General features: G+C 63.4%; 21 protein-coding genes and 1 pseudogene. 12 read left to right on the forward strand and 10 right to left on the reverse strand.

Going from position 1 to position 23,965, the window contains the following annotated elements:
- Nucleotides 1–84: 84 nt before the first annotated feature.
- On the reverse strand, nucleotides 85–996 hold the full coding sequence (locus MJ122_RS23055) for a LysR family transcriptional regulator (protein WP_088417886.1): 912 nt from the start codon (nucleotides 994–996) through the stop codon (nucleotides 85–87).
- 254 nt (nucleotides 997–1,250) lie between these two features.
- Here MJ122_RS23055 and MJ122_RS23060 point away from each other — a divergent pair, with 254 nt between their 5' ends.
- The 3 genes from MJ122_RS23060 (at nucleotide 1,251) to eco (ending at nucleotide 3,553) form a co-directional block, all read left to right on the forward strand.
- On the forward strand, nucleotides 1,251–1,970 hold the full coding sequence (locus MJ122_RS23060) for a tellurite resistance TerB family protein (protein WP_239746144.1): 720 nt from the start codon (nucleotides 1,251–1,253) through the stop codon (nucleotides 1,968–1,970).
- Between the two features lie 195 nt (nucleotides 1,971–2,165).
- The gene (locus MJ122_RS23065; protein ID WP_239746145.1) at nucleotides 2,166–2,960 is read left to right on the forward strand and encodes a tellurite resistance TerB family protein; all 795 of its coding nucleotides are present in this window, start codon (nucleotides 2,166–2,168) and stop codon (nucleotides 2,958–2,960) included.
- Between the two features lie 110 nt (nucleotides 2,961–3,070).
- Entirely contained in the window at nucleotides 3,071–3,553 is a 483-nt protein-coding gene (eco, locus tag MJ122_RS23070; protein ID WP_239746146.1) for a serine protease inhibitor ecotin, read from the forward strand.
- A gap of 372 nt (nucleotides 3,554–3,925) precedes the next feature.
- Here the strand turns inward: eco and MJ122_RS23075 are convergent, their stop codons facing one another.
- From MJ122_RS23075 to MJ122_RS23100, 6 genes and pseudogenes are all read right to left on the reverse strand, one after another.
- Nucleotides 3,926–4,846, reverse strand: a complete 921-nt coding sequence (locus MJ122_RS23075) for a glycosyltransferase family A protein (RefSeq protein WP_239746147.1) — start codon at nucleotides 4,844–4,846, stop codon at nucleotides 3,926–3,928.
- 64 nt (nucleotides 4,847–4,910) lie between these two features.
- Nucleotides 4,911–5,294, reverse strand: a complete 384-nt coding sequence (locus MJ122_RS23080) for a calcium-binding protein (RefSeq protein WP_239746148.1) — start codon at nucleotides 5,292–5,294, stop codon at nucleotides 4,911–4,913.
- A 194-nt stretch (nucleotides 5,295–5,488) separates the two neighbouring features.
- A pseudogene (locus MJ122_RS23085) lies at nucleotides 5,489–6,274 on the reverse strand (ABC transporter transmembrane domain-containing protein); the annotation flags it as partial.
- 391 nt (nucleotides 6,275–6,665) lie between these two features.
- The gene (locus MJ122_RS23090) at nucleotides 6,666–7,277 is read right to left on the reverse strand and encodes a chitobiase/beta-hexosaminidase C-terminal domain-containing protein (protein ID WP_275590783.1); all 612 of its coding nucleotides are present in this window, start codon (nucleotides 7,275–7,277) and stop codon (nucleotides 6,666–6,668) included.
- Between the two features lie 97 nt (nucleotides 7,278–7,374).
- Nucleotides 7,375–7,761, reverse strand: coding sequence for a hypothetical protein (locus tag MJ122_RS23095; RefSeq protein ID WP_239746150.1), 387 nt, complete (start codon nucleotides 7,759–7,761; stop codon nucleotides 7,375–7,377).
- Nucleotides 7,762–7,902: 141 nt separating this feature from the next.
- Nucleotides 7,903–8,808: a LysR family transcriptional regulator gene (locus MJ122_RS23100; RefSeq protein WP_239746151.1), complete on the reverse strand. Its 906-nt coding sequence runs from the start codon at nucleotides 8,806–8,808 to the stop codon at nucleotides 7,903–7,905.
- Nucleotides 8,809–8,932: 124 nt separating this feature from the next.
- Between MJ122_RS23100 and MJ122_RS23105 the strand changes: the two genes are divergently transcribed.
- The 3 genes from MJ122_RS23105 (at nucleotide 8,933) to MJ122_RS23115 (ending at nucleotide 12,834) form a co-directional block, all read left to right on the forward strand.
- A complete protein-coding gene (locus tag MJ122_RS23105; RefSeq protein ID WP_239746152.1) occupies nucleotides 8,933–10,597 on the forward strand; it encodes a GMC family oxidoreductase in 1,665 nt (554 codons plus the stop codon).
- Nucleotides 10,598–10,722: 125 nt separating this feature from the next.
- A complete protein-coding gene (locus tag MJ122_RS23110; RefSeq protein WP_239746153.1) occupies nucleotides 10,723–12,345 on the forward strand; it encodes an MFS transporter in 1,623 nt (540 codons plus the stop codon).
- A gap of 150 nt (nucleotides 12,346–12,495) precedes the next feature.
- Nucleotides 12,496–12,834, forward strand: a complete 339-nt coding sequence (locus tag MJ122_RS23115; protein ID WP_239746154.1) for a DUF5713 family protein — start codon at nucleotides 12,496–12,498, stop codon at nucleotides 12,832–12,834.
- Nucleotides 12,835–13,115: 281 nt separating this feature from the next.
- On the opposite strand, the gene MJ122_RS23120 is transcribed toward MJ122_RS23115, so the two are convergent.
- Nucleotides 13,116–14,159, reverse strand: coding sequence for an LLM class flavin-dependent oxidoreductase (locus MJ122_RS23120; RefSeq protein ID WP_239746155.1), 1,044 nt, complete (start codon nucleotides 14,157–14,159; stop codon nucleotides 13,116–13,118).
- Nucleotides 14,160–14,360: 201 nt separating this feature from the next.
- Here MJ122_RS23120 and MJ122_RS23125 point away from each other — a divergent pair, with 201 nt between their 5' ends.
- Nucleotides 14,361–16,307 (forward strand): methyl-accepting chemotaxis protein, encoded by a 1,947-nt coding sequence (locus tag MJ122_RS23125; protein WP_239746156.1) that lies wholly within the window; start codon nucleotides 14,361–14,363, stop codon nucleotides 16,305–16,307.
- Between the two features lie 324 nt (nucleotides 16,308–16,631).
- Here the strand turns inward: MJ122_RS23125 and MJ122_RS23130 are convergent, their stop codons facing one another.
- Nucleotides 16,632–17,117, reverse strand: coding sequence for a flavin reductase family protein (locus MJ122_RS23130; RefSeq protein ID WP_045209928.1), 486 nt, complete (start codon nucleotides 17,115–17,117; stop codon nucleotides 16,632–16,634).
- Nucleotides 17,118–17,452: 335 nt separating this feature from the next.
- Here MJ122_RS23130 and MJ122_RS23135 point away from each other — a divergent pair, with 335 nt between their 5' ends.
- Entirely contained in the window at nucleotides 17,453–18,850 is a 1,398-nt protein-coding gene (locus MJ122_RS23135; protein ID WP_239746157.1) for a cytosine permease, read from the forward strand.
- A 524-nt stretch (nucleotides 18,851–19,374) separates the two neighbouring features.
- On the opposite strand, the gene MJ122_RS23140 is transcribed toward MJ122_RS23135, so the two are convergent.
- Nucleotides 19,375–19,668, reverse strand: a complete 294-nt coding sequence (locus MJ122_RS23140; RefSeq protein WP_239746158.1) for a DUF1330 domain-containing protein — start codon at nucleotides 19,666–19,668, stop codon at nucleotides 19,375–19,377.
- A gap of 88 nt (nucleotides 19,669–19,756) precedes the next feature.
- Here MJ122_RS23140 and ribBA point away from each other — a divergent pair, with 88 nt between their 5' ends.
- The 4 genes from ribBA to MJ122_RS23160 all read left to right on the forward strand — a co-directional run bounded on the left by ribBA (nucleotide 19,757) and on the right by MJ122_RS23160 (nucleotide 23,962).
- Nucleotides 19,757–20,866, forward strand: coding sequence for a bifunctional 3,4-dihydroxy-2-butanone-4-phosphate synthase/GTP cyclohydrolase II (ribBA, locus tag MJ122_RS23145; protein ID WP_239746159.1), 1,110 nt, complete (start codon nucleotides 19,757–19,759; stop codon nucleotides 20,864–20,866).
- A gap of 322 nt (nucleotides 20,867–21,188) precedes the next feature.
- Complete coding sequence (locus tag MJ122_RS23150) at nucleotides 21,189–22,214, forward strand: polyamine ABC transporter substrate-binding protein (protein ID WP_239746160.1); 1,026 nt, start codon at nucleotides 21,189–21,191, stop codon at nucleotides 22,212–22,214.
- Complete coding sequence (locus MJ122_RS23155; RefSeq protein ID WP_239746161.1) at nucleotides 22,199–23,149, forward strand: ABC transporter permease; 951 nt, start codon at nucleotides 22,199–22,201, stop codon at nucleotides 23,147–23,149. Before MJ122_RS23150 ends, MJ122_RS23155 begins: the two co-directional genes overlap by 16 nt.
- 3 nt (nucleotides 23,150–23,152) lie before the next feature.
- Nucleotides 23,153–23,962 carry an ABC transporter permease gene (locus MJ122_RS23160; protein WP_239746162.1) on the forward strand — a complete coding sequence of 270 codons (810 nt, stop codon included), beginning with the start codon at nucleotides 23,153–23,155 and terminating at the stop codon, nucleotides 23,960–23,962.
- The last annotated feature ends 3 nt before the right edge of the window (nucleotides 23,963–23,965 follow it).

Raw genomic sequence — 23,965 nt, forward strand, 5'->3', positions numbered from 1 at the left:
GACGAGAGACTAGAGTCCGGGCGTGGGGTCGACAAATTCTAATTACTGAAAGCGCCGTTCGATTAAATAGAACGCTGTAAGCCTCTAGATCGAAAGGCGTTTTGCGTTGGGCTGCTCGCGGGCGACGGTGAGGAACGGGTCCACCAGTGCCGGACGCGCGGTACCGCGACGCCACGCCAGTCCCACGTCGAGCGGCTCGGACAGGTCCACCAGCGGCCGCGCTTCGATGATGTCCCCTTCCAGCGACCAGGGGCGGTAGGTCATGTCCGGCTGGATCGACAGACCCAGGCCGGCCGCCACCAGGCTTCGCACCGCTTCCACCGAGGCGGTGCGCAGCGTCACCTGTGGTACCAGCCCGGCGCGCGACCAGATGCGCTGGGTGTGCAGGCCCATCTCGTCGGCGTTCAGCTGAATCAATGGCTCGCCCGCCACATCGGCCAGGGCGATGCTGTCGCGCTCCAGCAGCGGGTGTTGTGCCGGTAGCCAGAGGCGGTGCGGCGAGTGGGTCAGTACTTCGGTCTGCAGGGCGTGGCGGTCTTCCAGGTTGGAGAGGATCAGCACGCCGACATCGATCTCGCCGCTCACCAGCAGGTGCTCGATGTACGGGCGTTCGTCCTCCACCACGCGGGTCTTGACGTTGGGGTAGGCGCGCTGGAAACGGTTGATCAGGTCCGCCAGGTAATAGCCCGCCACCAGGCTGGTCACCCCGATGGTCAGGCTGCCCGCCACCTGGTCGGTGCTCTGCTGCAGGCTGCGCTTGGCGTTCTCCACCGTGGCCAGGATCAGGTGCGCCTGGCGCAGGAACTGGTGGCCCTGGTGCGTCAGGGTCATGCCCTTGGCGTGGCGGTCGAACAGGCGCACGCCAATCTCTTCTTCCAGTTGCTGGATGGCCAAAGTCAGGGTGGACTGGGAAATGAACACCGCCTGGGCAGCGGCGGAGATCGAGCCGGTCTCGGCGACGGCGATGAAGTGGCGGATCTGGCGGAGCGTCATCATGGGCGGTAACCGCTTGCGAAGTCGGGAAAGCGCCGGGAGCCGCTCTCCAGAGCGGGCAGGGCGCTTTTCATTGTCAATTATCGAAAATCTATAGGAGCATTCTTTTTAATCGAATGAAAGCGGCCTGTTTGTCCTGTGCACCCCGCGGGCATCGGCCCGCAATATCCGGAAGCACTCTGCGCCTGCGCTGTGACAAGGCTGCGAGCTAGAGTCGAAGGCCTGACTTTTCATCTCGATAGCTAGCGGAGATCGCCATGAACACACGTGGCCTGCTCGACCAACTGCTCAAGTCCGGGCAGGAACTGATGCAGAACAAGGGCCTCACCCAACAGGGCGGCGGCCAGAGCTCGCAGGGCAGCAGCAAGGGCGGCCTGGACCTGGGCAGCCTGCTGTCCGGCGCCGGTGGCGGTGCGTTGGCCGCCGGCGCGCTGGGTCTGCTGATGGGCAGCAAGAAGGCGCGCAAGGTGGGCGGCAAGGTCGTCGCCTATGGCGGTCTCGCGGCGCTCGGCGTGCTCGCCTACAAGGCCTACGGCAATTGGCAGCAGAAGCAGGCCAGTGCCCCGCGCGGTGAGCCGCAGACCGTCGACCGCCTGCCGCCGGCGCAGGCCGAGCAGCACAGCCATGCCATCCTGCGGGCCATAGTCGCGGCCGCGAAGGCCGACGGGCATATCGACGATCGCGAACGCCAGCTGATCGACGGTGAGATCGCCAAGCTCACCGGGGACCTCGAGCTGCAGGGCTGGCTCGACCGCGAGCTGGCCAAGCCGCTCGATCCTGCCGAAGTCGCCCGCGCCGCCAGCAGCGAGGAAATGGCCGCCGAGATGTATCTCGCGAGCCTGCTGATGGTGGACGAGACCAATTTCATGGAGCGCGCCTACCTCGACGAACTGGCCCGCCAGCTAAGCCTCGACGCCGGCCTCAAGGTGGAACTGGAGGCCCAGGCGCAGAAGGCACTGGAGGCTGTTCCGGCCTAGCCCGTGATCTCCCTCGCAAGCGCTGAATAAAGATCGTCACAGCACCGCTTCGTCTGGCTCCCGATGGCGCGGGGCGGCAGTCTCCGTCGCCGGGCGTCCCGAGCATGCCGGGCCGGCCGGCGGACGGCGCTGGCGCATCGGTGTGGCGGGACTATCGTTGCCCAACGCACACCGCGCGATGGCGAGGGACTGGTCATGAACACAACCGATCTACTGGAACAACTGCTGCGGGCCGGACAGGGCGCGCCGGCGCAACAGCAACAGGGCGGCGCCGGTGGCGCAGATCCGCTGGGTGGCCTGGGCGGCTTGCTCGGCGGGCTTCTGGGCGGCGGCGCAGCCGGCGGTGGTGGCGGCTTGGGTGGGCTGGGCTCGATCCTCGGCGGTGGCAGCGCCGGTGGAGGTGGGCTCGGCGGCCTGGGTGGCGTGCTCGGCAGCATGCTCGGTGGCGGCAACAGCGGTGGCGGCATGCCGCAGGGCCGCTCTGGCGGCGGCACCAATTACGCCATGCTGGCCTCGCTGGGCATGATGGCGTTCCAGGCTTACCAGAACTGGCAGCGCCAGCAGAACGCCAATGCCTCGCAGCAACAATCGCTGGCCACTGTCGACCAGCTCGATGGCCCCGAAGCCGAAGCCCACAGCCACGCCATCCTCCAGGCCATGCTGGCGGCGGCCAAGGCGGACGGCCGCATCGATCAGCGTGAGCAGGCCGCCATCCAGGCCGAACTGCAACGCCATGCCGGCGAGCCACAACTGCAAGCGTGGATCGACGCCGAGATGCGCAAGCCGCTGGACGCCGCCGATGTCGCCCGCGCGGCCCAGGGCAACCCTGCGGTGGCAGCGGAGATGTACCTGGTCAGCGTGATGCTGGTGGATGACCAGCAGGACGCCGAGCGGACCTACCTCGACGAACTGGCCTACAACCTCAACCTCGACCCGCAGCTGCAGGCGCACCTGGAGCAACAGGCCAAGACGGGCGGCGAAGTAGCTTGATACAACTCAGGGCATGGCCGTAGGAGCATTCGTACAATCTAACGGTCAGAGAGGCTCGGACGAACGCACCTTCGCGGCGCGTTCGTTCCTCAATTCTGCAAGGAGGCTTCATGCCGTTCGCTCGTTACACCCTGCCCACTGCGCTGCTGCTCAGCGCCACAGCCACCCTGGCCAACGCCGCCAAGCTCGAAGATGTCGCGCCTTACCCAAAGGCCGATGACGGCTTCGTCCGCCAGGTCATCCACCTGCCCAAGCAGGCCCATGAAGAGAACTTCAAGGTCGAGATCCTGGCCGGCAAGACGCTGACCGTCGACTGCAACCGCCAGCGCCTGGGCGGCACCCTGGAAGAGAAGACCCTGGAAGGCTGGGGCTACACCTACTACCGCCTGGACAAGGTCAGCGGCCCGGCCAGCACGATGATGGCCTGTCCGGACGGCAAGAAGCACGAGGCCTTCGTTCCCGTGATCGGTGACGGCTTCGTGCTGCGCTACAACAGCAAGCTGCCCATCGTGGTCTACGCGCCGAAAGACGTCGAAGTGCGCTACCGCCTGTGGTCCGCTTCCGATAAGGTCGAGCAGGCCCGCGCGGAGTAACGCCTCCGCTATTGCCCTTGTAGGAGCGAGCTTGCTCGCGAACCGTTTCCCCATGGCTCCCGCGTTGGGCGGGTTCGCGAGCAAGCTCGCTTCTACTGTACGGTGGTATTTGCACGATGCCCTGCGGCAGGGATTGGGGCATTCACGTCAAAGAGGGGGCGTCGCTAGTAACTCCTCTAGTCCTCCCCGATTTACGTCCGGGCCTGACGTGTTGCACACCGGTCACCACTGCAGTGGCTGCCATTGGCGTAGCGCGCAACGCTGGATATTACGGCTCAGGACCACATTCAGGAGGAAACTCACTGCTTTGGACCTAGGTCGGTCCGGAGAGACGCTCTGGATTCGGCTTGAAGTACCGCAAGCGATGACTACTCAGGCTTTGGTTTGCAGCTGCGTGAGTCCGTCGCTCCAGCGCTGTTGACAAGCCTTCAGGAAGCCATTGCGTTGTTCGCGGCTCTCCCCATGTTTTGAAATTTTGGCGGCCATAAGGCGTGGTAACAGTTCAAGACCGGCTTCAACGTCCGAGCGATGCAAGGCGGGCGGGGCAAGCCAGCGGAGCAGGGGTTCGACTTGAGCAACCTCCAACTGATTGAGTTCAGGGAAGAACTCATTGATCACCTGAGAACGAATTCTGCTGGTGATAGCTTGCAATGCCTTGTCGCCTGACTGTTGTTGACCGTGAAGGCGATAGCTAAGTATCACTTCTGGAAGATTGGCAAATTTACCACCACTACACATTGCGTTGACAAAAAAGCCATAATCCGCTGCACCCTTTTGGTTTGGATTGAAGTACAAGGAATTCTCTTCCAGAAATGACTTCCTGATCATTGCTGTAGGGTTGAATAAATTATGCATCGCCGGCAGAAAATTGCTCTTTATTTCGGGGTCCTGCTGTGGAATGCCGAGAGAGCCATTTTTCAAGCCAAAGGCTTGCATTTGCCCGCTTATCATGCAGATTTCAGGGTTTCTGTTAAGGAAAGCCACTTGTCCGGCTAGACGTTGTGGTTTCGAAATGTCGTCTTGGTCTGCGTGTGCAATATATTTTCCTTGCGCTAACCTATGTCCTAAGTTGGTGGTGCTGGCAGTACCTTGGTTTACAGAGTTCTGGAAGAAACGGATGCGCTTATCTCGAGTGCTATAAGCTTCGCAGATGTCGCGGCTATTATCAGTAGAGTAATCATCGATCAGCAAAATTTCGAAGTCCTTGAAGTTTTGCTGAAGCAGAGACTCAATGCATTCGACAAGATAAGCTGATCCGTTGTATACGGGAAGTATAACGCTGACTTTTGGCATTTAAATAACCTTCTATATATGTGGCGGAAGGGCGGCAGCCCTCAGGATGCCGCCGGATCTGGCGTTAGCTCCACGCAGCTGCTATTACGGAGGAGAACGCTTGTTGGTAGTTCGCCGGAAGTGTTGTCTGGCCCAAGCTTGGTGGAGAGAATGCAGCCATGGCGTCGATCAGTTTGTCTACATTGCTTGCCAGTAGTACCTTGCCATCATTGGTTGTTAAATGTTCTATAGTGCGGCCATTTACTGGGGCTAGGAAGTCACTGACGGTCACTTCGTCGGTTGTGCCTATAATTTTTATCGATAGGCCGTAGGCTGAATTCTTATCTTTGGAAAGCCAGAGTTGATCTGCGGTTATGCTGCTTCCAAATTGCAGAGTGTCTGTCTGGATGAGCGTGTCTGCTCTCCATTTTTCTATGACGGTGTCTTGATCGAAACCTCTTCCGAACAAATAAGTGTCGTTTCCATGCGTGCTTTTAAGTGTGGCGTTTCCAGCATTGCCAGAAAGTACGTTGTTTGTCCCGTTTCCAATGATTGTGTTGTTTAAGTTGTTTCCTGTGATGGTTGTCGCGTATCCGAATAGTTCACCTGTCTCAACGTGCTGATACTTGTTTAGGTCGAGATCGACGAAGGATGTGATCCAATCAGCTCGCGCACTCGCGCCACCGAGTCGCCTACCCGGCGCGCATGGAAGTAGGCCAGGGGCAGGGTGATCAGATGGCGGTACAGACGCGAGCCCAGCTCCACGTCAATTCGACTGGCGGTATGGGCGAACACATAAGTACGCAAACCGCTGAGCACCGTCTCGAACAGCATGATCGCCAGCAAGCCGATACACAGCACATTGAGCGTGGACAGGCTGCGGTGCACGAGTACTTTGTCCATCACCACCTGGAAGAACAGCGGCGTGAGCAGAGCAAAAATCTGCAGGCAGAACGAAGCCAACAACACCTCGCCCAGCAGCTTGCGGTACTTGACGATGGCGGGGATGAACCAGGTGAAGTCGAAGCGCGCCAGTTCACCGGTAATCGAGGCTTGGGATTGCAGCAGAATCAGCCGGCCCTCCCAGCGACTGGCCAAGTCCTCCAGCGAAAGCGTCTGCGGACGCGGACTGCCAGGAATGTGCACCAGCGCCTGGCCCTGATCGACGCGGGCGAGGATGAAGAAGGTGCCATCGACGGCCTCGGCGATGGCGGGCAACGGGGTTTGGGCCAGGCGCTCGGGGCGCGTGTCGACAGCTTTGGCTTTCAGGCCGAGCTTGCGAGCGGCGAGGAGAAGCTGGTCGCGATTGAAGGTCTGGGTACCGCCGACGAACTCATGGCGCAACTGCTCGGCGCTGGCGGCAATATTATGAAAGCGGGCCAGGGTCACCAGGCATTCGAGGCCGCTGTCCTGCGGCGGCGCGGCATCGTCTTGCTGTACAGCATTCAACTTCGATAATTCCCGTCAGGAACGGCCCCCCCGAAACGGTGGCGCCTGCTACTTCGAAGTTATGGTTCGTTCAGCTTGTGTTCAGCAATACTGATTTATGGCAGACCCTCTAAAACAGATGTTTCAGGCAATTGGCTGCTCGGTTTCTGTTTCAAAGGCAGAAGGCGTACCGTTGTCTGAAAGGTACGGCTTCAGAAGGGCTAGGAAAAACGGAAGTGCCAGCTTGAAATGCTTGCCTGTTCATGAGCAGCGATGCTCCAGTGAGCCAGGCCTGAATAGGCTGGTTTCTGCAAGCCAGTTGCGCTGAGGTTCTGGCAGCAGGGGCTCAGAAAACAGAACGCCCCATGGCCCAAGCCACAGGGTGTTCCTTATTTCGGCAGAGCTGGCCGATTCAGCTCTCCACCGGTTCCTCCCGGCTATGACGCTTGCCATCCGGACTGACGGAACGGACCTGCACCGGGTCGCCCACCTCCGGTTGCGCGGTCTGTTCATAGCGGCGCCAGTGCCGACCACCATCAGTGGAGTATTCGATGCCCAGGCCGGGCAGGGCGCTGTTGGCTTCCAGCTTGCCATTGACCACCTTCGCTCCCGGCACTGGCAGGCGATAACCGACGCCGGCCTTGTCGAGCTTGGTCAGCTCACGCTGGCCGATCAGGTTGGCGAAGCGTTCCCAGTCGCGCTGCAGGGCTTTAGTGTCCACCCAGTGGGTTTCGCCACCCTTGTACTCGCGGCCCGCCTTGTAGTGCTGCTCCCAGCTGGCACGATGCCAAGCGCGCTCGGCCACGCTCAGCAGGCGCGGGTAGAGCTTGTATTCCATCATCTCGTCGGTACGAGTGGTCTCGCTCCACAGCTGGGCGGACAGGCCATGGGCGCCGGGCCAGGGCTTGTCGCTCTTCGCGGTGAAGGGATTGGGGTGTGGAAAGGGACATGGATTGGGCGTCCTATACGTAACGCTCCATGCTAACGGGCATGTATTCCGCCGCGAGGGTGTGTTCAGCACCATGGCGAAGGACGTTAGAAAATGTCCATGATCCGGTCAATCAAGCAGTTGCTGAATTTGACGTCTGAAAAGGTTTGCTGCCCCCTGAGCCCGTTTGCTGCTAGATATTGCGCTGCAGTTCCTTCCGGTCTCTCCAGTAAATCGTCGACTCATATTGGAAGCTGACCAGGAATTGTCCGGTGGCTTGGTTCGAAATTGCAGTGATCAATCTGTCCAGATCGTCCAACGGGGAGAGGCCGTCCGGCTCAGCGCCCTTAATCCTCAGGTAGCCTCGCAACGCGACAGCAAAAGACATTCCTTTCGAATCTTCGGCGCGAATGTTCGGGTCGGAGGAATAACTGACGCATATGGAAAGCCCTGACTCGAATACTGCTTCCAGTTCGTTCGGCAGTGCTTGGGTTGCATGAACGCCGATTGAGTTCAGCGTGCCTTCAATTAGCTCGAGGGACAGATCGCTGCTGGCCTCCAGAAAAAAGTCCAGGCTCATGATTCTTCCCTGATATTGATGAGTCTGGAATGGCGAGCATTTGCCATATCCTGCGCTGCTAGTTGATTCCCTGTAGGGCGGATACGCCCCAATCGTTATCCGTCGTCTGGTCGGCGGATAAAGCGTTCCGCTTTATGCGCCCTACGCGGGTACTCCGGTTTTCCCTTCCACCAGAATTCCCTGCTCGCGCCCACAGACTTCCACCAGGAAATCCCACACCAATCTCAGCCGCACCGACCGGTGCAGCTCGCGCCGGGTGCACATCCAGTATTCGCGCTCGATGAATTCCTCCGGCAGCACCGGCACCAGCCGCGGGTCGTGCAGGCCCATGTACTGCGGGAGGATGGCGATGCCGATGCCGGCCTGGGCGGCCTGTTGCTGGGCGACCACACTGGTGCTGCGGAACACCACCTGCGGGTGGCGGCAGAAGCTGTGGTGGAACAGCAGTTCCTGGCTGAACAGCAGGTCGTCGACGTAGCCGATCCACGGGTGCTGGCTGAGGTCTTCGCGGTCGCGCAGGGGCGGGGCTTTTTCCAGGTAGGCGGGGCTGGCGAACAGGCTCAGGCGGTAGCGGGTGAGCAGGCGGCTGATGACCAGGTCGGCGCTGGGGCGTTCCAGGGTAATGGCGATGTCCGCCTCGCGGTTGGTGATGCTGACGAAGCGCGGCACTGACACCAGTTCCACTTCCAGGCCGGGGTAACGCTGCATCAGTTCGCCCAGGCGCGGAGCGAGGAACATGGTGCCCAGGCCTTCGGTGACGCCGATGCGGATCTGCCCCAGCGGTGAGATGGCCTGGCTCATTTCTTCCTGGGCGAGCAGGGCGGTGTTCTCCATGGCCTCGGCGTGCTTGAGCAGCGCCTGGCCAGCCGGGGTGAGCTGGTAGCCGCCGGTGTGCTGGGCGAACAGTTGGGTGCCGAGGTCGCGCTCGATGCTCTCGATATGCCGTGCCACCGTGGCATGGGTGGTGCCCAGGCGCTTGGCGGTGGTCAGCAGGCGGCCGCTGCGGTGCAGCTCCAGGAAGTAGCGCAGGTCATTCCAGTCGAACATCTCGGCGGTCCTTGTTGTTAGAAAACGCACAGCAGCTGACTCGAAACGACTGTTCTTTTATCACGAACGAACGACTAGGCTCGGTCTTCAGATAAAAAGAACAAGCACGACGAGGTACTACTCCATGCCCCAGGCACTGGATGCTTATGACTACCTGATCGTCGGCGCGGGCCCTGCCGGCTGCCTGCTGGCCAATCGTCTGTCCGCCGACCCTGCCAACCACGTGCTGCTGCTCGAAGCCGGTGGCCCGGACAACTATCCCTGGATCCACATTCCCGTCGGCTACCTCTACTGCATCGGCAACCCGCGCACCGACTGGTGTTTCGACACCGAACAGGTGCCGGGCCTGAACGGTCGCGCCATCAAGTACCCGCGGGGGCGCACGCTCGGCGGCTGTTCCTCGATCAACGGCATGATCTACATGCGTGGCCAGGCGCTGGACTACGACGGCTGGGCGGCCGAGGGCAACCCAGGCTGGGGCTGGAACGACCTGCTGCCGCTGTTCATGAAGATGGAGGACCACTTCGGCGGGGCGAGCGAGCTGCACGGCTTGGGTGGTGAATGGCGGGTGGAGAAGCAGCGCCTGTCCTGGGCGATCCTCGATGCCTTCCGCGAGGCGGCGGCGCAGTCTGGTGTGCGCCCGGTTGAGGACTTCAACGGCGGCGACAACGAGGGCTGCGGCTACTTCCAGGTCAACCAGCGTTCCGGTGTGCGCTGGAACGCGTCGAAGGCCTTCCTGCGGCCCATCGCCAACCGCCCCAATCTCACCGTGCTGACCAATGTCGAGGCCCTGCGCGTGCTGCTCGAGAACGGCCGCGCCACCGGGCTGGAAGTGAGCTGGCAGGGCGCGCGGCGTGAGCTGCGAGCCCGGCGCGAGGTGATTCTCTGTGCGGGGGCGATCAACACGCCGGTGCTGCTGCAACGCTCCGGCATCGGCCCGCGCGACCTGCTGGAGAAGCATGGCATCGGCGTGCGCCATGAGCTTTCCGGCGTGGGCGGCAACCTGCAGGACCACCTGCAGCTGCGCCTGATCTACCGCATGAACGGCGCGCCCTCGCTGAACCAGATCGCCTCCACCCTGTGGGGCAAGATGGGCATGGGCCTGGAGTACCTGCTCAAGCGCAGCGGCCCGTTGTCCATGGCCCCGAGCCAGCTGGGCGCGTTCGCCAGGTCCGATCCGAACCAGCGCTCGGCCAACCTCGAGTACCACGTGCAGCCGCTGTCGCTGGAGCGCTTCGGCGAGCCGCTGCACAGCTTCCCGGCGTTCACCGCTTCGGTGTGCGACCTGCGTCCATTGAGCCGTGGCTCGGTCACGCTGCGCTCGCTGGACCCGCGCGACAAGCCGGTGATCCAGCCCAACTACCTGAGCCACCCGGAAGACCTGCGCGTGGCTGCCGATGCCATCCGCCTGACTCGACGCATCGCTGCTGCGCCCGCGCTCGCGCGCTACCAGCCGGTGGAGTTCAAGCCCGGCCCGGATTACCAGACCGAAGAAGACCTGCACCGCGCCGCCGCCGAGATCGGCACCACCATCTTCCACCCGGCCGGCACCTGCCGCATGGGGCAGGGAGAGGGTGCGGTGGTGGACAGCCAGTTGCGCGTGCATGGCATTCCCGGCCTGCGTATCGCCGATGCCTCGATCATGCCCAGCCTGACCTCCGGCAACAGCTGCTCGCCGGTGCTGGTGATCGCGGAGAAGGCCGCACAGATGATTTTGAGCGAACCCGCGCGCGGCGCGGAGGTCATCCCTTCCAGTGGGCGCACACAGGAGGAAGCTCCGGTGGCGTGACGGTGATCCCGTCTGCCCACTTTTTATTTGGCGTGTAGCAACTCAACGGTATCGCGCGGTGTGACAGCCGTGGCAGTCGAGGCTGACAAAAACAAAAGCCCCCAGAAGGGGCAGGAGAGCCCGTAATGACCGATGTAGCGCAGTCCAGTTCCTACGAGCGGCCCGCGACCTCGCGCCGCGATGAGCGCAAGGTGATCTTCGCCTCGTCGCTCGGCACGGTGTTCGAGTGGTACGACTTCTTCCTCTACGGATCGCTGGCGGCAATCATCGCCAAGCATTTCTTCGCCGGGGTCAACGACACCACCGCGTTCATCTTCGCCCTGCTGGCCTTCGCCGCCGGCTTCCTCGTCCGCCCCTTCGGCGCACTGGTGTTCGGCCGCCTGGGGGACATGATCGGGCGCAAGTACACCTTCCTCGTCACCATCCTGCTGATGGGCCTGTCGACCTTCGCGGTGGGGCTGCTGCCGGCCTACGCCACCATCGGCGTGGCCGCGCCGATCATCCTCATCGTGCTGCGCCTGCTGCAGGGCCTGGCGCTGGGCGGCGAGTACGGCGGCGCGGCGATCTACGTGGCCGAGCACGCGCCGGACCACAAGCGCGGCGCCTACACCAGCTGGATCCAGTGCACCGCCACCGGCGGCCTGCTGCTGTCGCTGGTGGTGATCTGGGGCTGCCGGCAGATCACCGGGCCGGAGTTTGAGACCTGGGGCTGGCGGCTGCCCTTCCTGATCTCCATCGTACTGCTGGGCATCTCCACCTGGATTCGCCTGTCCATGCAGGAGTCGCCGGCGTTCCTGAAGATGAAGGCCGAGGGCAAGGTGAGCAAGTCGCCGCTCAAGGAGTCCTTCACCAACTGGAGCAACCTGAAGATCGTCCTGATCGCGCTGTTCAGCATCAACGCCGGCCAGGCGGTGACCTTCTACGCCGCGCAGTTCTACGTGATGTTCTTCCTCACCCAGGTGCTGAAAGTCGACCCGGCGCTGTCCAACGGACTGCTGATCATCTCCCTGGTGATCGGTGCGCCGTTGTTCGTGGTCATGGGCTGGCTGTCGGACAAGGTCGGTCGCAAGCCGGTGCTGATCGCCGGCCTGCTGCTGGCCACGGTGCTGTACTTCCCGCTGTTCAAGGCGCTGACCCACTACGCCAACCCGCAGATCGACGCGGCCTCGCGCCAGGCTCCGGTGACGGTAATGGCCGATCCGGCGACCTGCACCTTCCAGTTCGACCCGGTGGGCAAGGCCAAATTCGACAGCGCCTGCGACAAGGCCAAGACCCTGCTGGTGAAGGGCGGCGTGCCCTACAGCTCGGTGGCCGCGCCGGCCGGCAGCGAGTTGGTTGTGACCGTGGGCGAGAAGCGTATCGAGGGCTTCGATGCCGCCGCGCTGGGCGCTGCCGTGAAGGAGGCCGGCTACCCGACCGTGGCCGACTCCTCGCTGGTGAACCGGCCGATGGTGGTGGCGATCATCGTCGCGCTGATCTTCATTGCCACCTGCTGCTACGGCCCGCTGGCGGCGCTGATGGTCGAGCTGTTCCCGACGCGCATCCGCTACACCTCGCTGTCGCTGCCGTACCACATCGGCAACGGCTGGTTCGGCGGGCTGCTGCCGACCATCTCGTTCGCCCTGGTGGTGTACACCGGCAACATCTTCTACGGGCTGTGGTACCCGGTGCTGATAACGGCGATGAGCCTGGTCTGCTCGCTGCTGTTCCTGAAGGAGACCAAGGACAACGATATCCACGCGAATTGATCCCCGGCTGAGGTGAAAGGGCCCGGCTGGTTGCCGGGCTTTTTTCATGTCTGTCGCCAGCGCGGGAGTCCTGCGTGGCATCGGTTGCGGCTTCGCCTTAGGATGCCGTGCCCGGTACACCGCTGGATCACTCAAGGAGCGAATACGATCATGGCCATCAAGAATGAAAAGCTGAGTCAGTACAGCTTCCTCGACGACATGGTGCGCGACAGCTACTTCCCGCCGCAGCTGGTCGCCAAGGGGCAGCAGCTGCTGGTGGCGCTGTGCGAGGCCATTGAGGCGCAGGCGCCGGCGGACCTGGAGGCGCTGTACGCACTGACCCATGAAACCACTCTGGCCTTCAATGCATTGGGCGAGGAGTTCGAGGATCAGGGCAGCGAGATCGAGACGGCCGCCCGGGACAGCATCGGCGGGGACGTCGCTTTCATCGCCGACGCTTACGGTTTCGATGCCGATATCGAAGAGCTGATCGCGCCGCGCGAGTGGTAGCTCGTTCGAGTTTCTTTGAAATGACGAAGGCCCGGCCTGATGCCGGGCCTTTTCATTGGGAAGCCGAAGTCCGCCTGTAGGAGCTGGTAGTTCGCGGGCAGGGAGGGAGGCACCTTGTAGGATGGGTGGAGCGCAGCGATACCCATGCTGTCGGTGCGCCGGAGTCGATGGGTATCGCTGGGCTCCACGCCATCCTGCGCTCGAGGTTTTCCCGATATCGGTGGGTGCGAGAAGAAAAACAAAAGGCGCCCGAAGGCGCCCTTTGTGGCAAGCAGCGACGATCAGCGGAACGCCGGTACCACGTGCTGGATGAACAGTTCCAGCGACTTCTTCTTCTGCGCGTACGGCAGGCTGTTGTCGGCCCAGAAGCTGAATTCGTCCACGCCCAGTTCCTGGTAGTGGCGGATGCGCGCGATGATTTCTTCCGGGGTGCCGATCATGGTGTTCTTGCGGATGTTCTCCAGCTCGAACTCCGGACGCTCCTTGAACTTCTCTTCCGGGCTGGGCGGCAACAGGCCGTTGACCGGAGTCTGCTTGTTGCCGAACCAGGCGTCGAAGGTACGGTAGAAGCGCGATATCGCCTCGGCGCCCACTTTCCAGCCTTCCGGGTCGTCGGCGGTGTGCACGTGGGTGTGGCGCAGCACCATCAGTTGCGGGCGCGGCACATCCGGGTTGTTGGCCAGGGCGGCCTCGAACTTGTTCTTCAGGTCGACGACTTCCTCGTCGCCCTTCATCAGCGGCGTGACCATCACGTTGCAGCCATTGGCCACGGCGAAGTTGTGCGAGTCCGGATCACGGGCAGCGATCCACATCGGCGGAGTCGGCTTCTGGATCGGGCGCGGCGAGGAGGTGGAGGTGGGGAACTTCCAGATTTCGCCGTCGTGGGCCACATCGCCCTGCCACAACGCCTTCACCACCGGGACCATCTCGCGCAGGTACTTGCCGCCGTCGCCGGCCGGCATGCCGTTGGCCATGCGGTCGAACTCGTACTGGTAGGCGCCGCGGGCCAGGCCTACTTCCATGCGGCCGTTGCTGATCACGTCGAGCAGGGCGCATTCACCCGCCACGCGGATGGGGTGCCAGAAGGGCGCGATGATGGTGCCGGCGCCCAGGCGGATGGTTTCGGTGCGCGCGGCGAGGTAGGCCAGCAGGGGCATCGGGCTCGGCGAGATGGTGTACTCCATGGCGTGGTGCTCGCCGATCCAGACGGTGGAGAAACCGCCGGCCTCGGCCATCAGCGTCAACTCGGTGAGCTCTTCGAACAGCTGGCGGTGGCTGGGCTGGTCGTCGTAGCGCTCCATGTGCACGAACAGGGAAAACTTCATATCGCTTACCTCGAACCTTTCTTGTTTCCGGCGCGGCAGCCGGCGGTTGGGATGCGCAGGCACGCATCACGTCTTGTCGGTGGCTGGCATGGAGTATTGGCCATGGGCCATCTCCACGCTGGGGTTCCGTTGCATATTGGTATACCATAATACGGGATGTCTGCAAGGCGTTTCTGCCGTGAGCAGACCAAGGGAGTAGGGATGAACCTCAAACAAAAACTGATCCTCGCCTTTTCCGCCATCGCCAGCCTGCCGGTGATCCTCGTCGCCGTGCTGGTGATCCTCAACCTGCGCGGCGAGGCGCGGGAAAGCTTCATCGATGGCAGCAGCCGGGAGATCCGCCAGGTCGAGAACGCCATGCAGCTGTTCTTCGACGGCATCACCCAGAACGTCGAATACCTCGCCGACCATCCCCAACTGACGGCCATCGACAGCAGCCTCAAGCAGTACATCGGTGCCGACGCCGCACAGCACCCGACCGGGGAGCTGGACAAGCGCGTGTTCGACCTCTTCACCGGCTTGGCGCAGAGCCACCCGGACTACGCCTACGTCTCTCTGGGCACCCGCGAGGGCGGCTACAGCTTCTGGCCGGGCGACGCCCAGCTCGCCAACTACGACCCGCGTACCCGCCCCTGGTACCAGGCGGCCATGGCGCAGCCGGGCAAGACCCTGCGCACCAAGGCCTACTACTGGGCGGCGGACAAGGTGGTGCTGGTGAGCAGCGTGCGCACCTTCGCCAACCAGTTCGGTCCGCAGGGCGGTGTGGTCAACATCGACGTCTCGCTCAAGCGCCTGACCGACATCGTCAAGGCCATCCGCCTTGGCGAGAGTGGCTACCTGATGCTGATGGAAGGCGACGGCACCATCCTGGTCGACCCGCATAACCCGGAGAACAACTTCAAGCAGCTGGGCGAACTGGGTGGCGATTATCAGCGCCTGGCCAGCGCGCAGAAGGGGCTGGTAGAAGTCACCATCGGCGGCGAGCCTTACCTGGCCAACGTCTGGCCGTCCGAGACACTGGGCTGGCGCTTCGTCGGCCTGATCAAGGAAAGCGAAGTGATGAGCAAGGCGACCCGCCTGACCTGGGGCATTGCCCTGATAGCCGTGGTCATCGCCCTGGCATTCGCCGGTATCGGCTCGCTGTTCGCCGGGCTGGTCGTGCGTCCGGTGCGGGCTGTGGCCGCTGGTCTCGAGGGCATCGCCCAGGGCGACGGCGACCTCACCGGCCGCCTCGCCGTGCGTGGCCGCGACGAGACGGCGCAACTGGCCGGCTGGTTTAACCAGTTCCTCGATGCCATTCGCCGGTTGGTGCAGAGCATCGGCACCGCCGCCGGCAGCATCCACCAGAGTTCCGGCAGCAGCCGCGAGACCTCCCAGGCCTTGGCCGATACCGCCGCACGCCAACGCGAAGCGGTGGACATGGTCTCCACCGCGTTCAACGAGATGGTGATGACCGCCAACGAGGTCGCGCGCTCCTGCAGTCAGGCGGCAGAATCCGCCGACAGTGGCCAGCGCCAGGCCCACGACGGCCAGCAGCAGATCGACGAGGCGGTGGACAGCGTCGGCCGCTTGAGCGAGGAGATCGCCCACTCGGCCGATGCCATGCGCCAGTTGGAGCAGGACAGCAACGACATCCAGTCGATCCTCGGCACCATCCGCTCCATCGCCGAGCAGACCAACCTGCTGGCACTCAACGCGGCCATCGAGGCGGCGCGGGCGGGCGACCAGGGCCGGGGTTTTGCCGTGGTGGCCGACGAGGTGCGCGCGCTAGCACGGCGCACGGCGGAATCCACCGGGGAGATCGACAACCTGCTCGGCACCCTGGCCCGCCGCACCCATGATACCGGGCGACAGATGCAGTCGAGTCTGGAGGCGTCGCAGCGCACCGTCGGTTCGATCCGCGAGGCGCGCGCGTGCTTCGGGGCGATCCGCGAATCGGTGGACGTGATCCGCGACATGAACGCCCAGATCGCCACCGCCGCCGAGGAGCAACACCAGGTGGCGGAGGAGATCAACCGGCACATCAGCCAGATCCACCGCGATGCCCAGGAAGTGGCCGGGCTGGCAGAGGCCACGCGGGGCGATGCGCAGACCCTGAGCGGGCTGTCGGACGAGCTGAACCGCCTGGTGTCGCGGTTCAGGACCTGATGGGGAAAAGGGGCTCGCGAAGGCGGGCCCTTTTCTTTGGGGCTGAGAAAGAGGCTCCCTGCAGGAGCGGGCCATGCCCGCGATCGTGCGCATGGCGCGCTCCTACAGGCTGCGCACGCCTGGCCCACCTGGCGCTACGCCGGGCTTATCGGTGCGTTGGATCGATGGGTATCGCTGCGCTCCACGCCATCCTACGTTTGCGTCTCATGGTGGCTCCGCCGCTGGCGGAGTTAGAGCGCACCAGGACCAATCAGCGGGCCAAAGAAAAGCCCCTTCTCACTCCCGCAAGAAGGGGCCTGCGCCGGACGGCGAAAGATCAGGCGGTCAGGCGAAAGCCTGCAGCGCGCCCATCTTTCCGCGGCAGTAAATCATCGGGGTGATCTGCTGGTCCGGCACGATCAGGTTCTTCACCGCGCCGACCAGGATGGCGTGGTCACCGCCCTCGTATTCGCGCCACAGTTCGCATTCGATGATGGCGGTGGCATTTTCCAGCAGCGGGTTGCCGCGTTCGCTCAGGGTCCATTCGATGCCCTGGGCCTTGTCCTTGCCCTTGCTGGCGAAGGCATAGGCCTCGCCCTTCTGGTCCGCGGAGAGCAAGTGGATGGCGAAGTGCTTGCGGCGGATCAGCACCGGGTAGGAGTCGGAGCTGTAGTTGGGGCAGAACAGCACCAGGGCCGGGTCCATCGACAGGGAGCTGAAGGCACTCGCGGTGAGGCCGACCACCTGGCCATCGTCGTCCATCGTGGTGATGACGGTGACTCCGGACGGGAAGGAGCCCATGACTTGTTTGTAGGCAGCGTGGTCGATCATTGCGAGTACCTGTCTTGTGAGCCGGCCATCGGGAGTGGTCGTTTCGTATGATGGTATACCGTAATACTTCGAAAGCAAGCCCTTTCTTTTCCCGATGGATGGACGGTGTAAGGCCGACTGTCGGCTGGAGGCTACGGAATACGGGGCTTTCGCCGATAGGGTGAGTGTCCGCCAGACACGCCGTTGGCTACCATTCGACCAACGGTTACTCAGAAATACCTTGCTTGGTATTTGGAATACCATAATATTGCAGGCGTCACCGCAGCGCCGTTTCTGCCCGATTCAGGGGCGCCGGATGACCTGACCTTACAAAGACAATAAGCAAGGCAAAAACGATGTCCGATACTCCGCTGATCGAGAACCATACCGTCGATTACGTGCCGCCGGCCGAGCGTCATGGCCGCTCCCGCGACCTGTTCACGCTGTGGTTCAGCACCAATATCGCACCGCTGCCGGTAGTGACCGGCGCGATGGCGATTCAGGTGTTCCACCTCGACCTGCTCTGGGGGCTGGTTGCCATTGTCCTGGGCCACATGTTCGGCGGCGTGTTCCTCGCCCTGGCGTCGGCGCAGGGCCCGCAGATGGGCATCCCGCAGATGGTCCAGAGCCGGGGCCAGTTCGGTCGTTACGGCGCCTTGCTGATCGTGTTCTTCACCGCACTGATCTACGTCGGGTTCTTCATTTCCAACATCGTCCTGGCGGGCAAATCGATCCAGGGCCTGGTTCCGGCGACCCCGACGTCCGTGGCGATCATCATTGGCGCACTCAGTGCCACCGCCATCGGCGTGATCGGCTATCGCTTCATCCACACCCTCAACCGTATCGGCACCTGGGTGATGGGCGGCGCGCTGCTGCTGGGTTTTGTCATCATGCTCGGCGGTGATCTGCCGGCGAACTTCCTCTCTCGCGGCGCCTTCAACCTGTCCGGCTTCCTGGCCACCCTGTGCCTGGGCATCATCTGGCAGATCAGCTTCGCGCCCTACACCTCGGACTACTCGCGCTACCTGCCGGCCAGCGTCGGTATCGGCAAACCGTTCCTGGCGACCTTCGCCGGCGCGGTGACGGGTACCAGCCTGTCGTTCAGCTTCGGCGCCGTCGCCGTGCTGGCGACCCCGGAGGGCACCGATGCGATGGTCGCGGTCAAGCAGGCCACCGGGATGTTCGGCCCGATCCTGATGCTGCTGTTCCTGCTCAACATCATCAGCCACAACGCGCTGAACCTTTACGGCGCGGTGCTCTCCATCGTCACCTCGATCCAGACCTTCGCCGGCAGCTGGACGCCCAGCGTGCGGGTGCGCGTGGTGCTGTCTTCGGTGGTTCTGGCGGGTAGCTGCCTGATGGCGCTGGGCGCCTCGGCCAACTTCATCTCGCAGTTCATCGGCCTGATTCTGGCGATGCTGATCGTGCTGGTGCCCTGGGCCTCGATCAACCTGATCGACTTCTACCTGATCAAGCGCGGCTGCTACGACATCAACTCGATCTTCCGTCGTGACGGCGGCGTGTACGGGCGCTTCAACCCGCACGCGATCATTGCCTACTTCATCGGCATCATCGTGCAGCTGCCGTTCGCCAATACCTCGCTGTTCATCGGCCCTTACGCCAACTACATCGACGGGGTGGACCTGTCGTGGCTGGTCGGCCTGCTGGTGACCGTCCCGCTGTACTACTGCCTGGCCACCCGCGGCCAGGCCCGCGAAGTCGGCCAGCCGGTGGCGCTGGGGATCGCGGAATAAGGTTTCGACCTGGGTTTTACACTCTCTGCCCTGCCGGGTTTCGGTGGGGCTTTTTTTTGCCTGTACGGTCTGGAGCTAGAGCTTTGGTTGCAGGGAGGGCAGTGTTTCTGCGCCGCTGATGTGTGCGCTGAGAGATTGGGTTTCGCCCCCTCGGGCGAGTCCCTTTTGGCAAACGTCGGATAGCCGCCCTCCCAAAAGGAACCAAAAGGTCTTGCCCCGGACATCCGGTTTTTTGCTTAGGCGAAAAATTCCCTCGTTGAAGCGGAGTTTCAGGGGCACGCTGCGAAGGGCCGTCCCTGGCCCATCGCAGCTCTCGCGACATCCATGTCGCTCAACCCCTGAAACTCCGCTTCAACGAAGCCTCCTGAACGGGGCAGTCGGCGCGTGTGGATACTTCTCTGGAAGCCTCATTAAAGCCAGAGCCAGAGCCAGAGCCAGAGCGGTACTGCCCCCCTGTAGGAGCGGGCCATGCCCGCGATCCGTCGGCAGGGCCGACGGCAATCCCGCTCGCCCATGGCCGGGCCTTACCCCTCGAACCCCTCGACGATGACGATATCCGCCTTCGCCACGCCCTGCCGGTGCGCGCAGGCTTCCTGGTATTCCGCCGAGCGGTAGCAGGCCATCGCCTGCTCATAGGAATCGAACTCGATCACCACGCTACGCTGAGGAGTAGGGCGTCCCTCGAGGGCCTCGGAACGGCCGCCTCGGGCGAGGAACTTGCCTCCGTACCTGGCGAAGGCCGCCGGGGCGCGACGGGTGTATTCGCTGTATTGCTCCGGGTCGGTGATATCGACGTGAGCGATCCAGTAAGCCTTCATGTTCACCTCTGCTTGCTGCTGTTTCGGCTAAGAAATGTATTATGGTATACCAGATTTTTTCATCCACGATCCAGCCGAGTACTGCACCATGCCGTTCGACCGCATCGAAGACATCATCGAAGACTACCGCCAGGGCAAGATGGTGCTCCTGGTCGACGACGAAGACCGTGAAAACGAAGGCGACCTGTTGCTCGCTGCCGAGCGCTGCACGCCCGAGGCGATCAACTTCATGGCCCGCGAGGCGCGTGGGCTGATCTGCCTGACGCTGACCGACGAGCACTGCGCCCGCCTGGGCCTGGAGCAGATGGTGCCGGCCAACGGCAGCGCCTATTCCACCGCCTTCACTGTGTCCATCGAGGCGGCCACCGGCGTTTCCACCGGCATCTCCGCCGCCGACCGCTCGCACACCGTGATTACCGCCGTGCAGCCGGGCGCCCGCGCCGAGGACCTGGTGCAGCCCGGCCACATCTTCCCCCTGCGCGCCCGCGAAGGCGGCGTGCTGACCCGCGCCGGCCACACCGAGGCGGGCTGTGACCTGGCGCGCCTGGCCGGGCTGACCCCGGCCTCGGTGATCGTCGAAGTCATGAACGACGATGGCAGCATGGCCCGGCGCCCGGACCTGGAAGCCTTCGCCAAGCGCCACGGCATCCGCATCGGTACCATCGCCGACCTGATCCACTACCGCCTGAGCAACGAGCACACCGTCGCGCGCATCGGCGAGAGCGAGTTGCCCACCGTGCACGGCACCTTCCGCCTCGTCACCTACGAGGACCGCATCGAAGGCGGCGTGCACATGGCCATGGTCATGGGCGATATCAAGCGCGACGAGCCAACCCTGGTGCGCGTGCACGTGATCGACCCGCTACGTGACCTGGTCGGCGCCGAGTACACCGGGCCGAAGAACTGGACGCTCTGGGCCGCCCTGCAGAAGGTCGCCGAAGTCGGCCATGGCGTGGTCGTGGTGCTGGCCAACAACGAGTCGTCCCAGGCGCTGCTGGCTCGCGTGCCGCAGCTCACCCAGGCGCCGCGGCAGTTCACCCGCTCGCAGTCGCGCATCTATTCCGAGGTCGGCACCGGCGCGCAGATCCTGCAGGACATCGGCGTCGGCAAGATCCGCCACCTGGGCGCGCCGCTGAAGTACGCCGGGCTCACCGGCTACGACCTGGAAGTGGTGGAGACGCTGCCTTTCGAAAGTTGATCCGTTCGTCCGCTCGCCGTGCTGGCTTTTCGCCAGGAAAATTCAGCACGGTGAGGATGAAAAAAGATTTCCTTTTCAATCAATCACCTGCGCAACACGAGGAACGACGGGGTGTTCACCCAAGCTTCGCTGCCACGATGGCCGGTGTCGCCGGGGACTTGCGGAAAGTTTGGAATACCATAATATGACATTCCGTAGGCCTTGCAATTTCTGCCGGTCAGCGTGCCACTCCATCGCAACCTGACGACGCTACGGCCACCTGCTCCAGACAGGCGTTCCACGAAGACCGCCGTGAACAATCACAACAATGAGGGCAAGCAAGATGGTGTTCAAAAAACGTGCGATCGCGGTCCTGACCGCTGCATTCCTCGGCGCAACCGGCACCGCTGCCTTCGGCGCCGACAGCCTCAGCTTCGTCAGCTGGGGTGGCACTACCCAGGATGCGCAGAAGCAGGCCTGGGCCGAACCCTTCAGCCAGTCCACCGGCATCCCCGTGGTGCAGGACGGCCCCACCGACTACGGCAAGCTCAAGGCCATGGTGGAGAGCGGCAACGTCCAGTGGGACGTGGTCGACGTCGAAGCCGACTTCGCCCTGCGCGCTGCCGCCGAAGGCCTGCTGGAACCCCTGGACTTCAACACCATCAAGCGCGACCGCATCGACCCGCGTTTCGTCTCCGACCACGGCGTCGGCTCCTTCTACTTCTCCTTCGTGCTCGGCTACAACCAGGGCAAGGTCGGCGGCAAGCAGCCGCAGGACTGGTCGGCGCTGTTCGACACCGCCACCTATCCGGGCAAGCGCGCGCTGTACAAGTGGCCGAGCCCCGGCGTGCTGGAACTGGCCCTGCTGGCCGACGGCGTGCCCAAGGACAAGCTCTACCCGCTGGACCTGGACCGCGCCTTCAAGAAGCTCGACACCATCAAGAAGGACGTCGTCTGGTGGGGTGGTGGCGCACAGTCGCAGCAACTGCTGGCCTCCGGCGAGGCGACCCTCGGCCAGTTCTGGAACGGCCGCATCTACGCCCTGCAGCAGGACGGCGCGCCGGTGGGCGTGAGCTGGAAGCAGAACCTGGTCATGGCCGATTTCCTCGTGGTGCCCAAGGGCGCCAAGAACAAGGACGCGGCGATGAAGTTCCTGGCCAATTCCAGCAGCGCCAAGGGCCAGGCCGACTTCGCCAACCTGACTGCCTACGCCCCGGTGAACCTGGACAGCGTCGGCCAGCTCAAGGGCGACCTCGCGCCTAACCTGCCCACCGCCTACGCGCAGGAGCAGATCACCCTGGACTACGGCTACTGGGCGAAGAATGGCCCGGCGATCGCCGCACGGTGGAACGAATGGCTGGTCAAGTGAAAATGGCTGTGATGCAGCCGGGCCAGGCCGCCGGGGGCGCATCCCGCGCCGCCGGCAGCGCCACCCCGAAGGCAGAACCCATGCGACAGGATGAAGTGCTCACCCACCGCTGGCGCGGCTTCCGCAACCTGCTGCCGGCGCTGCTGTTCCTCGGCCTGTTCTTCCTCGCCCCGCTGATCGGCCTGCTGCTGCGCGGCGTGCTGGAACCGACCCTGGGCCTGGACAACTACGCCCAGCTATTCGCCAACTCGGCATACTCGCGGGTGCTGTTCAACACTTTCGCGGTCGGCGCGCTGGTCACCCTGATCAGCCTGCTGCTGGGCTTCCCGCTGGCCTGGGCGATCACCCTGGTGCCGCGTGGGTGGGGGCGCATGCTGCTGAACATCGTGCTGCTGTCGATGTGGACCAGCCTGCTGGCGCGCACCTACTCCTGGCTGGTCCTGCTGCAGGCCTCGGGGGTGATCAACAAGGCCCTGATGGCGCTGGGCATCATCGATCAGCCGCTGGAGTTGGTGCACAACCTCACCGGCGTGGTGATCGGCATGAGCTACATCATGATCCCGTTCATTGTGCTGCCGCTGCAGGCGACCATGGCCGCCATCGACCCGATGGTGCTGCAGGCCGGCTCGATCTGCGGCGCCAGCCCCTGGACCAACTTCTTCCGGGTATTCATCCCGCTGTGTCGGCCGGGTCTGTTCTCCGGCGGCCTGATGGTCTTCGTCATGTCCCTGGGTTACTACGTCACCCCGGCGCTGCTGGGCGGGGCGCAGAACATGATGCTGCCGGAGTTCATCGTCCAGCAGGTGCAATCCTTCCTCAACTGGGGCCTGGCCAGCGCCGCCGCCGCGCTGCTGATCGCCATCACCCTGGTGCTGTTCTACCTCTACCTGAAGCTGCAGCCGGAATCCCCGGTGGCTTCCAGTAGCGCGAGGTAAGCCATGCTGCTCTCACCCAATGCCATGAGCCGGCGCATGCGTGTCGGCCTCTACCTCACGACCGGCACCATCGCGGCCTTCCTGCTGCTGCCCATCGTGTTCATCGTCCTGCTGTCGTTCGGCTCCTCGCAGTGGCTGGTATTCCCGCCGCCGGGCTGGACGCTGAAGTGGTACGGCCAGTTCTTCTCCAACCCCGAATGGATGAACGCGGCGCTGGCCAGCCTGAAAGTGGCGATCCTCACCACGATCTGCTCCGTCGCCCTGGGCCTGCCCACCGCGTTCGCCCTGGTGCGCGGCAAGTTCCCCGGCCGCGAGCTGCTCTACGGGTTGTTCACCCTGCCGATGATCGTGCCGCTGGTGATCATCGCGGTGGCGGTCTACGCGCTGTTCCTCAAGCTCGGCTACACCGGCACGCTGTTCTCCTTCGTGGTCAGCCACGTGATCGTCGCGTTGCCGTTCACCATCATCTCGATCATCAACTCGCTGAAGTTGTTCGACCAGTCCATCGAGGACGCCGCGGTGATCTGCGGGGCGTCGCGCCTGCAGGCGGTGATGAAGGTGACCTTCCCGGCGATCCGCCCCGGCATGGTCGCCGGCGCGCTGTTCGCCTTCCTGGTCTCCTGGGATGAAGTGGTGCTGAGCGTGATGATGGCCAGCCCGACCCTGCAGACCCTGCCCGTGAAAATGTGGACCACCCTGCGCCAGGACCTGACCCCGGTAATCGCCGTCGCTTCGACGCTGCTGATCGGCCTGTCGGTGCTGGTGATGGTGATCGCCGCCGCCCTGCGCCGGCGCAACGAAATCCGCGCCTGAGTG

It is taken from the genome of Pseudomonas sp. DP-17 (genome assembly GCF_022380625.1).
Classification (GTDB): Bacteria; Pseudomonadota; Gammaproteobacteria; order Pseudomonadales; family Pseudomonadaceae; genus Pseudomonas; species Pseudomonas nitroreducens_A.

Coding starts and splice junctions, on each gene's coding strand:
- MJ122_RS23055 (WP_088417886.1), bottom strand. CDS start 996: ATGATGACGCTCCGCCAGATCCGCCACTTCATCGCCGTCGCCGAGACC.
- MJ122_RS23060 (WP_239746144.1), top strand. CDS start 1,251: ATGAACACACGTGGCCTGCTCGACCAACTGCTCAAGTCCGGGCAGGAA.
- MJ122_RS23065 (WP_239746145.1), top strand. CDS start 2,166: ATGAACACAACCGATCTACTGGAACAACTGCTGCGGGCCGGACAGGGC.
- eco (WP_239746146.1), top strand. CDS start 3,071: ATGCCGTTCGCTCGTTACACCCTGCCCACTGCGCTGCTGCTCAGCGCC.
- MJ122_RS23075 (WP_239746147.1), bottom strand. CDS start 4,846: ATGCCAAAAGTCAGCGTTATACTTCCCGTATACAACGGATCAGCTTAT.
- MJ122_RS23090 (WP_275590783.1), bottom strand. CDS start 7,277: ATGGTGCTGAACACACCCTCGCGGCGGAATACATGCCCGTTAGCATGG.
- MJ122_RS23095 (WP_239746150.1), bottom strand. CDS start 7,761: ATGAGCCTGGACTTTTTTCTGGAGGCCAGCAGCGATCTGTCCCTCGAG.
- MJ122_RS23100 (WP_239746151.1), bottom strand. CDS start 8,808: ATGTTCGACTGGAATGACCTGCGCTACTTCCTGGAGCTGCACCGCAGC.
- MJ122_RS23105 (WP_239746152.1), top strand. CDS start 8,933: ATGCCCCAGGCACTGGATGCTTATGACTACCTGATCGTCGGCGCGGGC.
- MJ122_RS23110 (WP_239746153.1), top strand. CDS start 10,723: ATGACCGATGTAGCGCAGTCCAGTTCCTACGAGCGGCCCGCGACCTCG.
- MJ122_RS23115 (WP_239746154.1), top strand. CDS start 12,496: ATGGCCATCAAGAATGAAAAGCTGAGTCAGTACAGCTTCCTCGACGAC.
- MJ122_RS23120 (WP_239746155.1), bottom strand. CDS start 14,159: ATGAAGTTTTCCCTGTTCGTGCACATGGAGCGCTACGACGACCAGCCC.
- MJ122_RS23125 (WP_239746156.1), top strand. CDS start 14,361: ATGAACCTCAAACAAAAACTGATCCTCGCCTTTTCCGCCATCGCCAGC.
- MJ122_RS23130 (WP_045209928.1), bottom strand. CDS start 17,117: ATGATCGACCACGCTGCCTACAAACAAGTCATGGGCTCCTTCCCGTCC.
- MJ122_RS23135 (WP_239746157.1), top strand. CDS start 17,453: ATGTCCGATACTCCGCTGATCGAGAACCATACCGTCGATTACGTGCCG.
- MJ122_RS23140 (WP_239746158.1), bottom strand. CDS start 19,668: ATGAAGGCTTACTGGATCGCTCACGTCGATATCACCGACCCGGAGCAA.
- ribBA (WP_239746159.1), top strand. CDS start 19,757: ATGCCGTTCGACCGCATCGAAGACATCATCGAAGACTACCGCCAGGGC.
- MJ122_RS23150 (WP_239746160.1), top strand. CDS start 21,189: ATGGTGTTCAAAAAACGTGCGATCGCGGTCCTGACCGCTGCATTCCTC.
- MJ122_RS23155 (WP_239746161.1), top strand. CDS start 22,199: ATGGCTGGTCAAGTGAAAATGGCTGTGATGCAGCCGGGCCAGGCCGCC.
- MJ122_RS23160 (WP_239746162.1), top strand. CDS start 23,153: ATGCTGCTCTCACCCAATGCCATGAGCCGGCGCATGCGTGTCGGCCTC.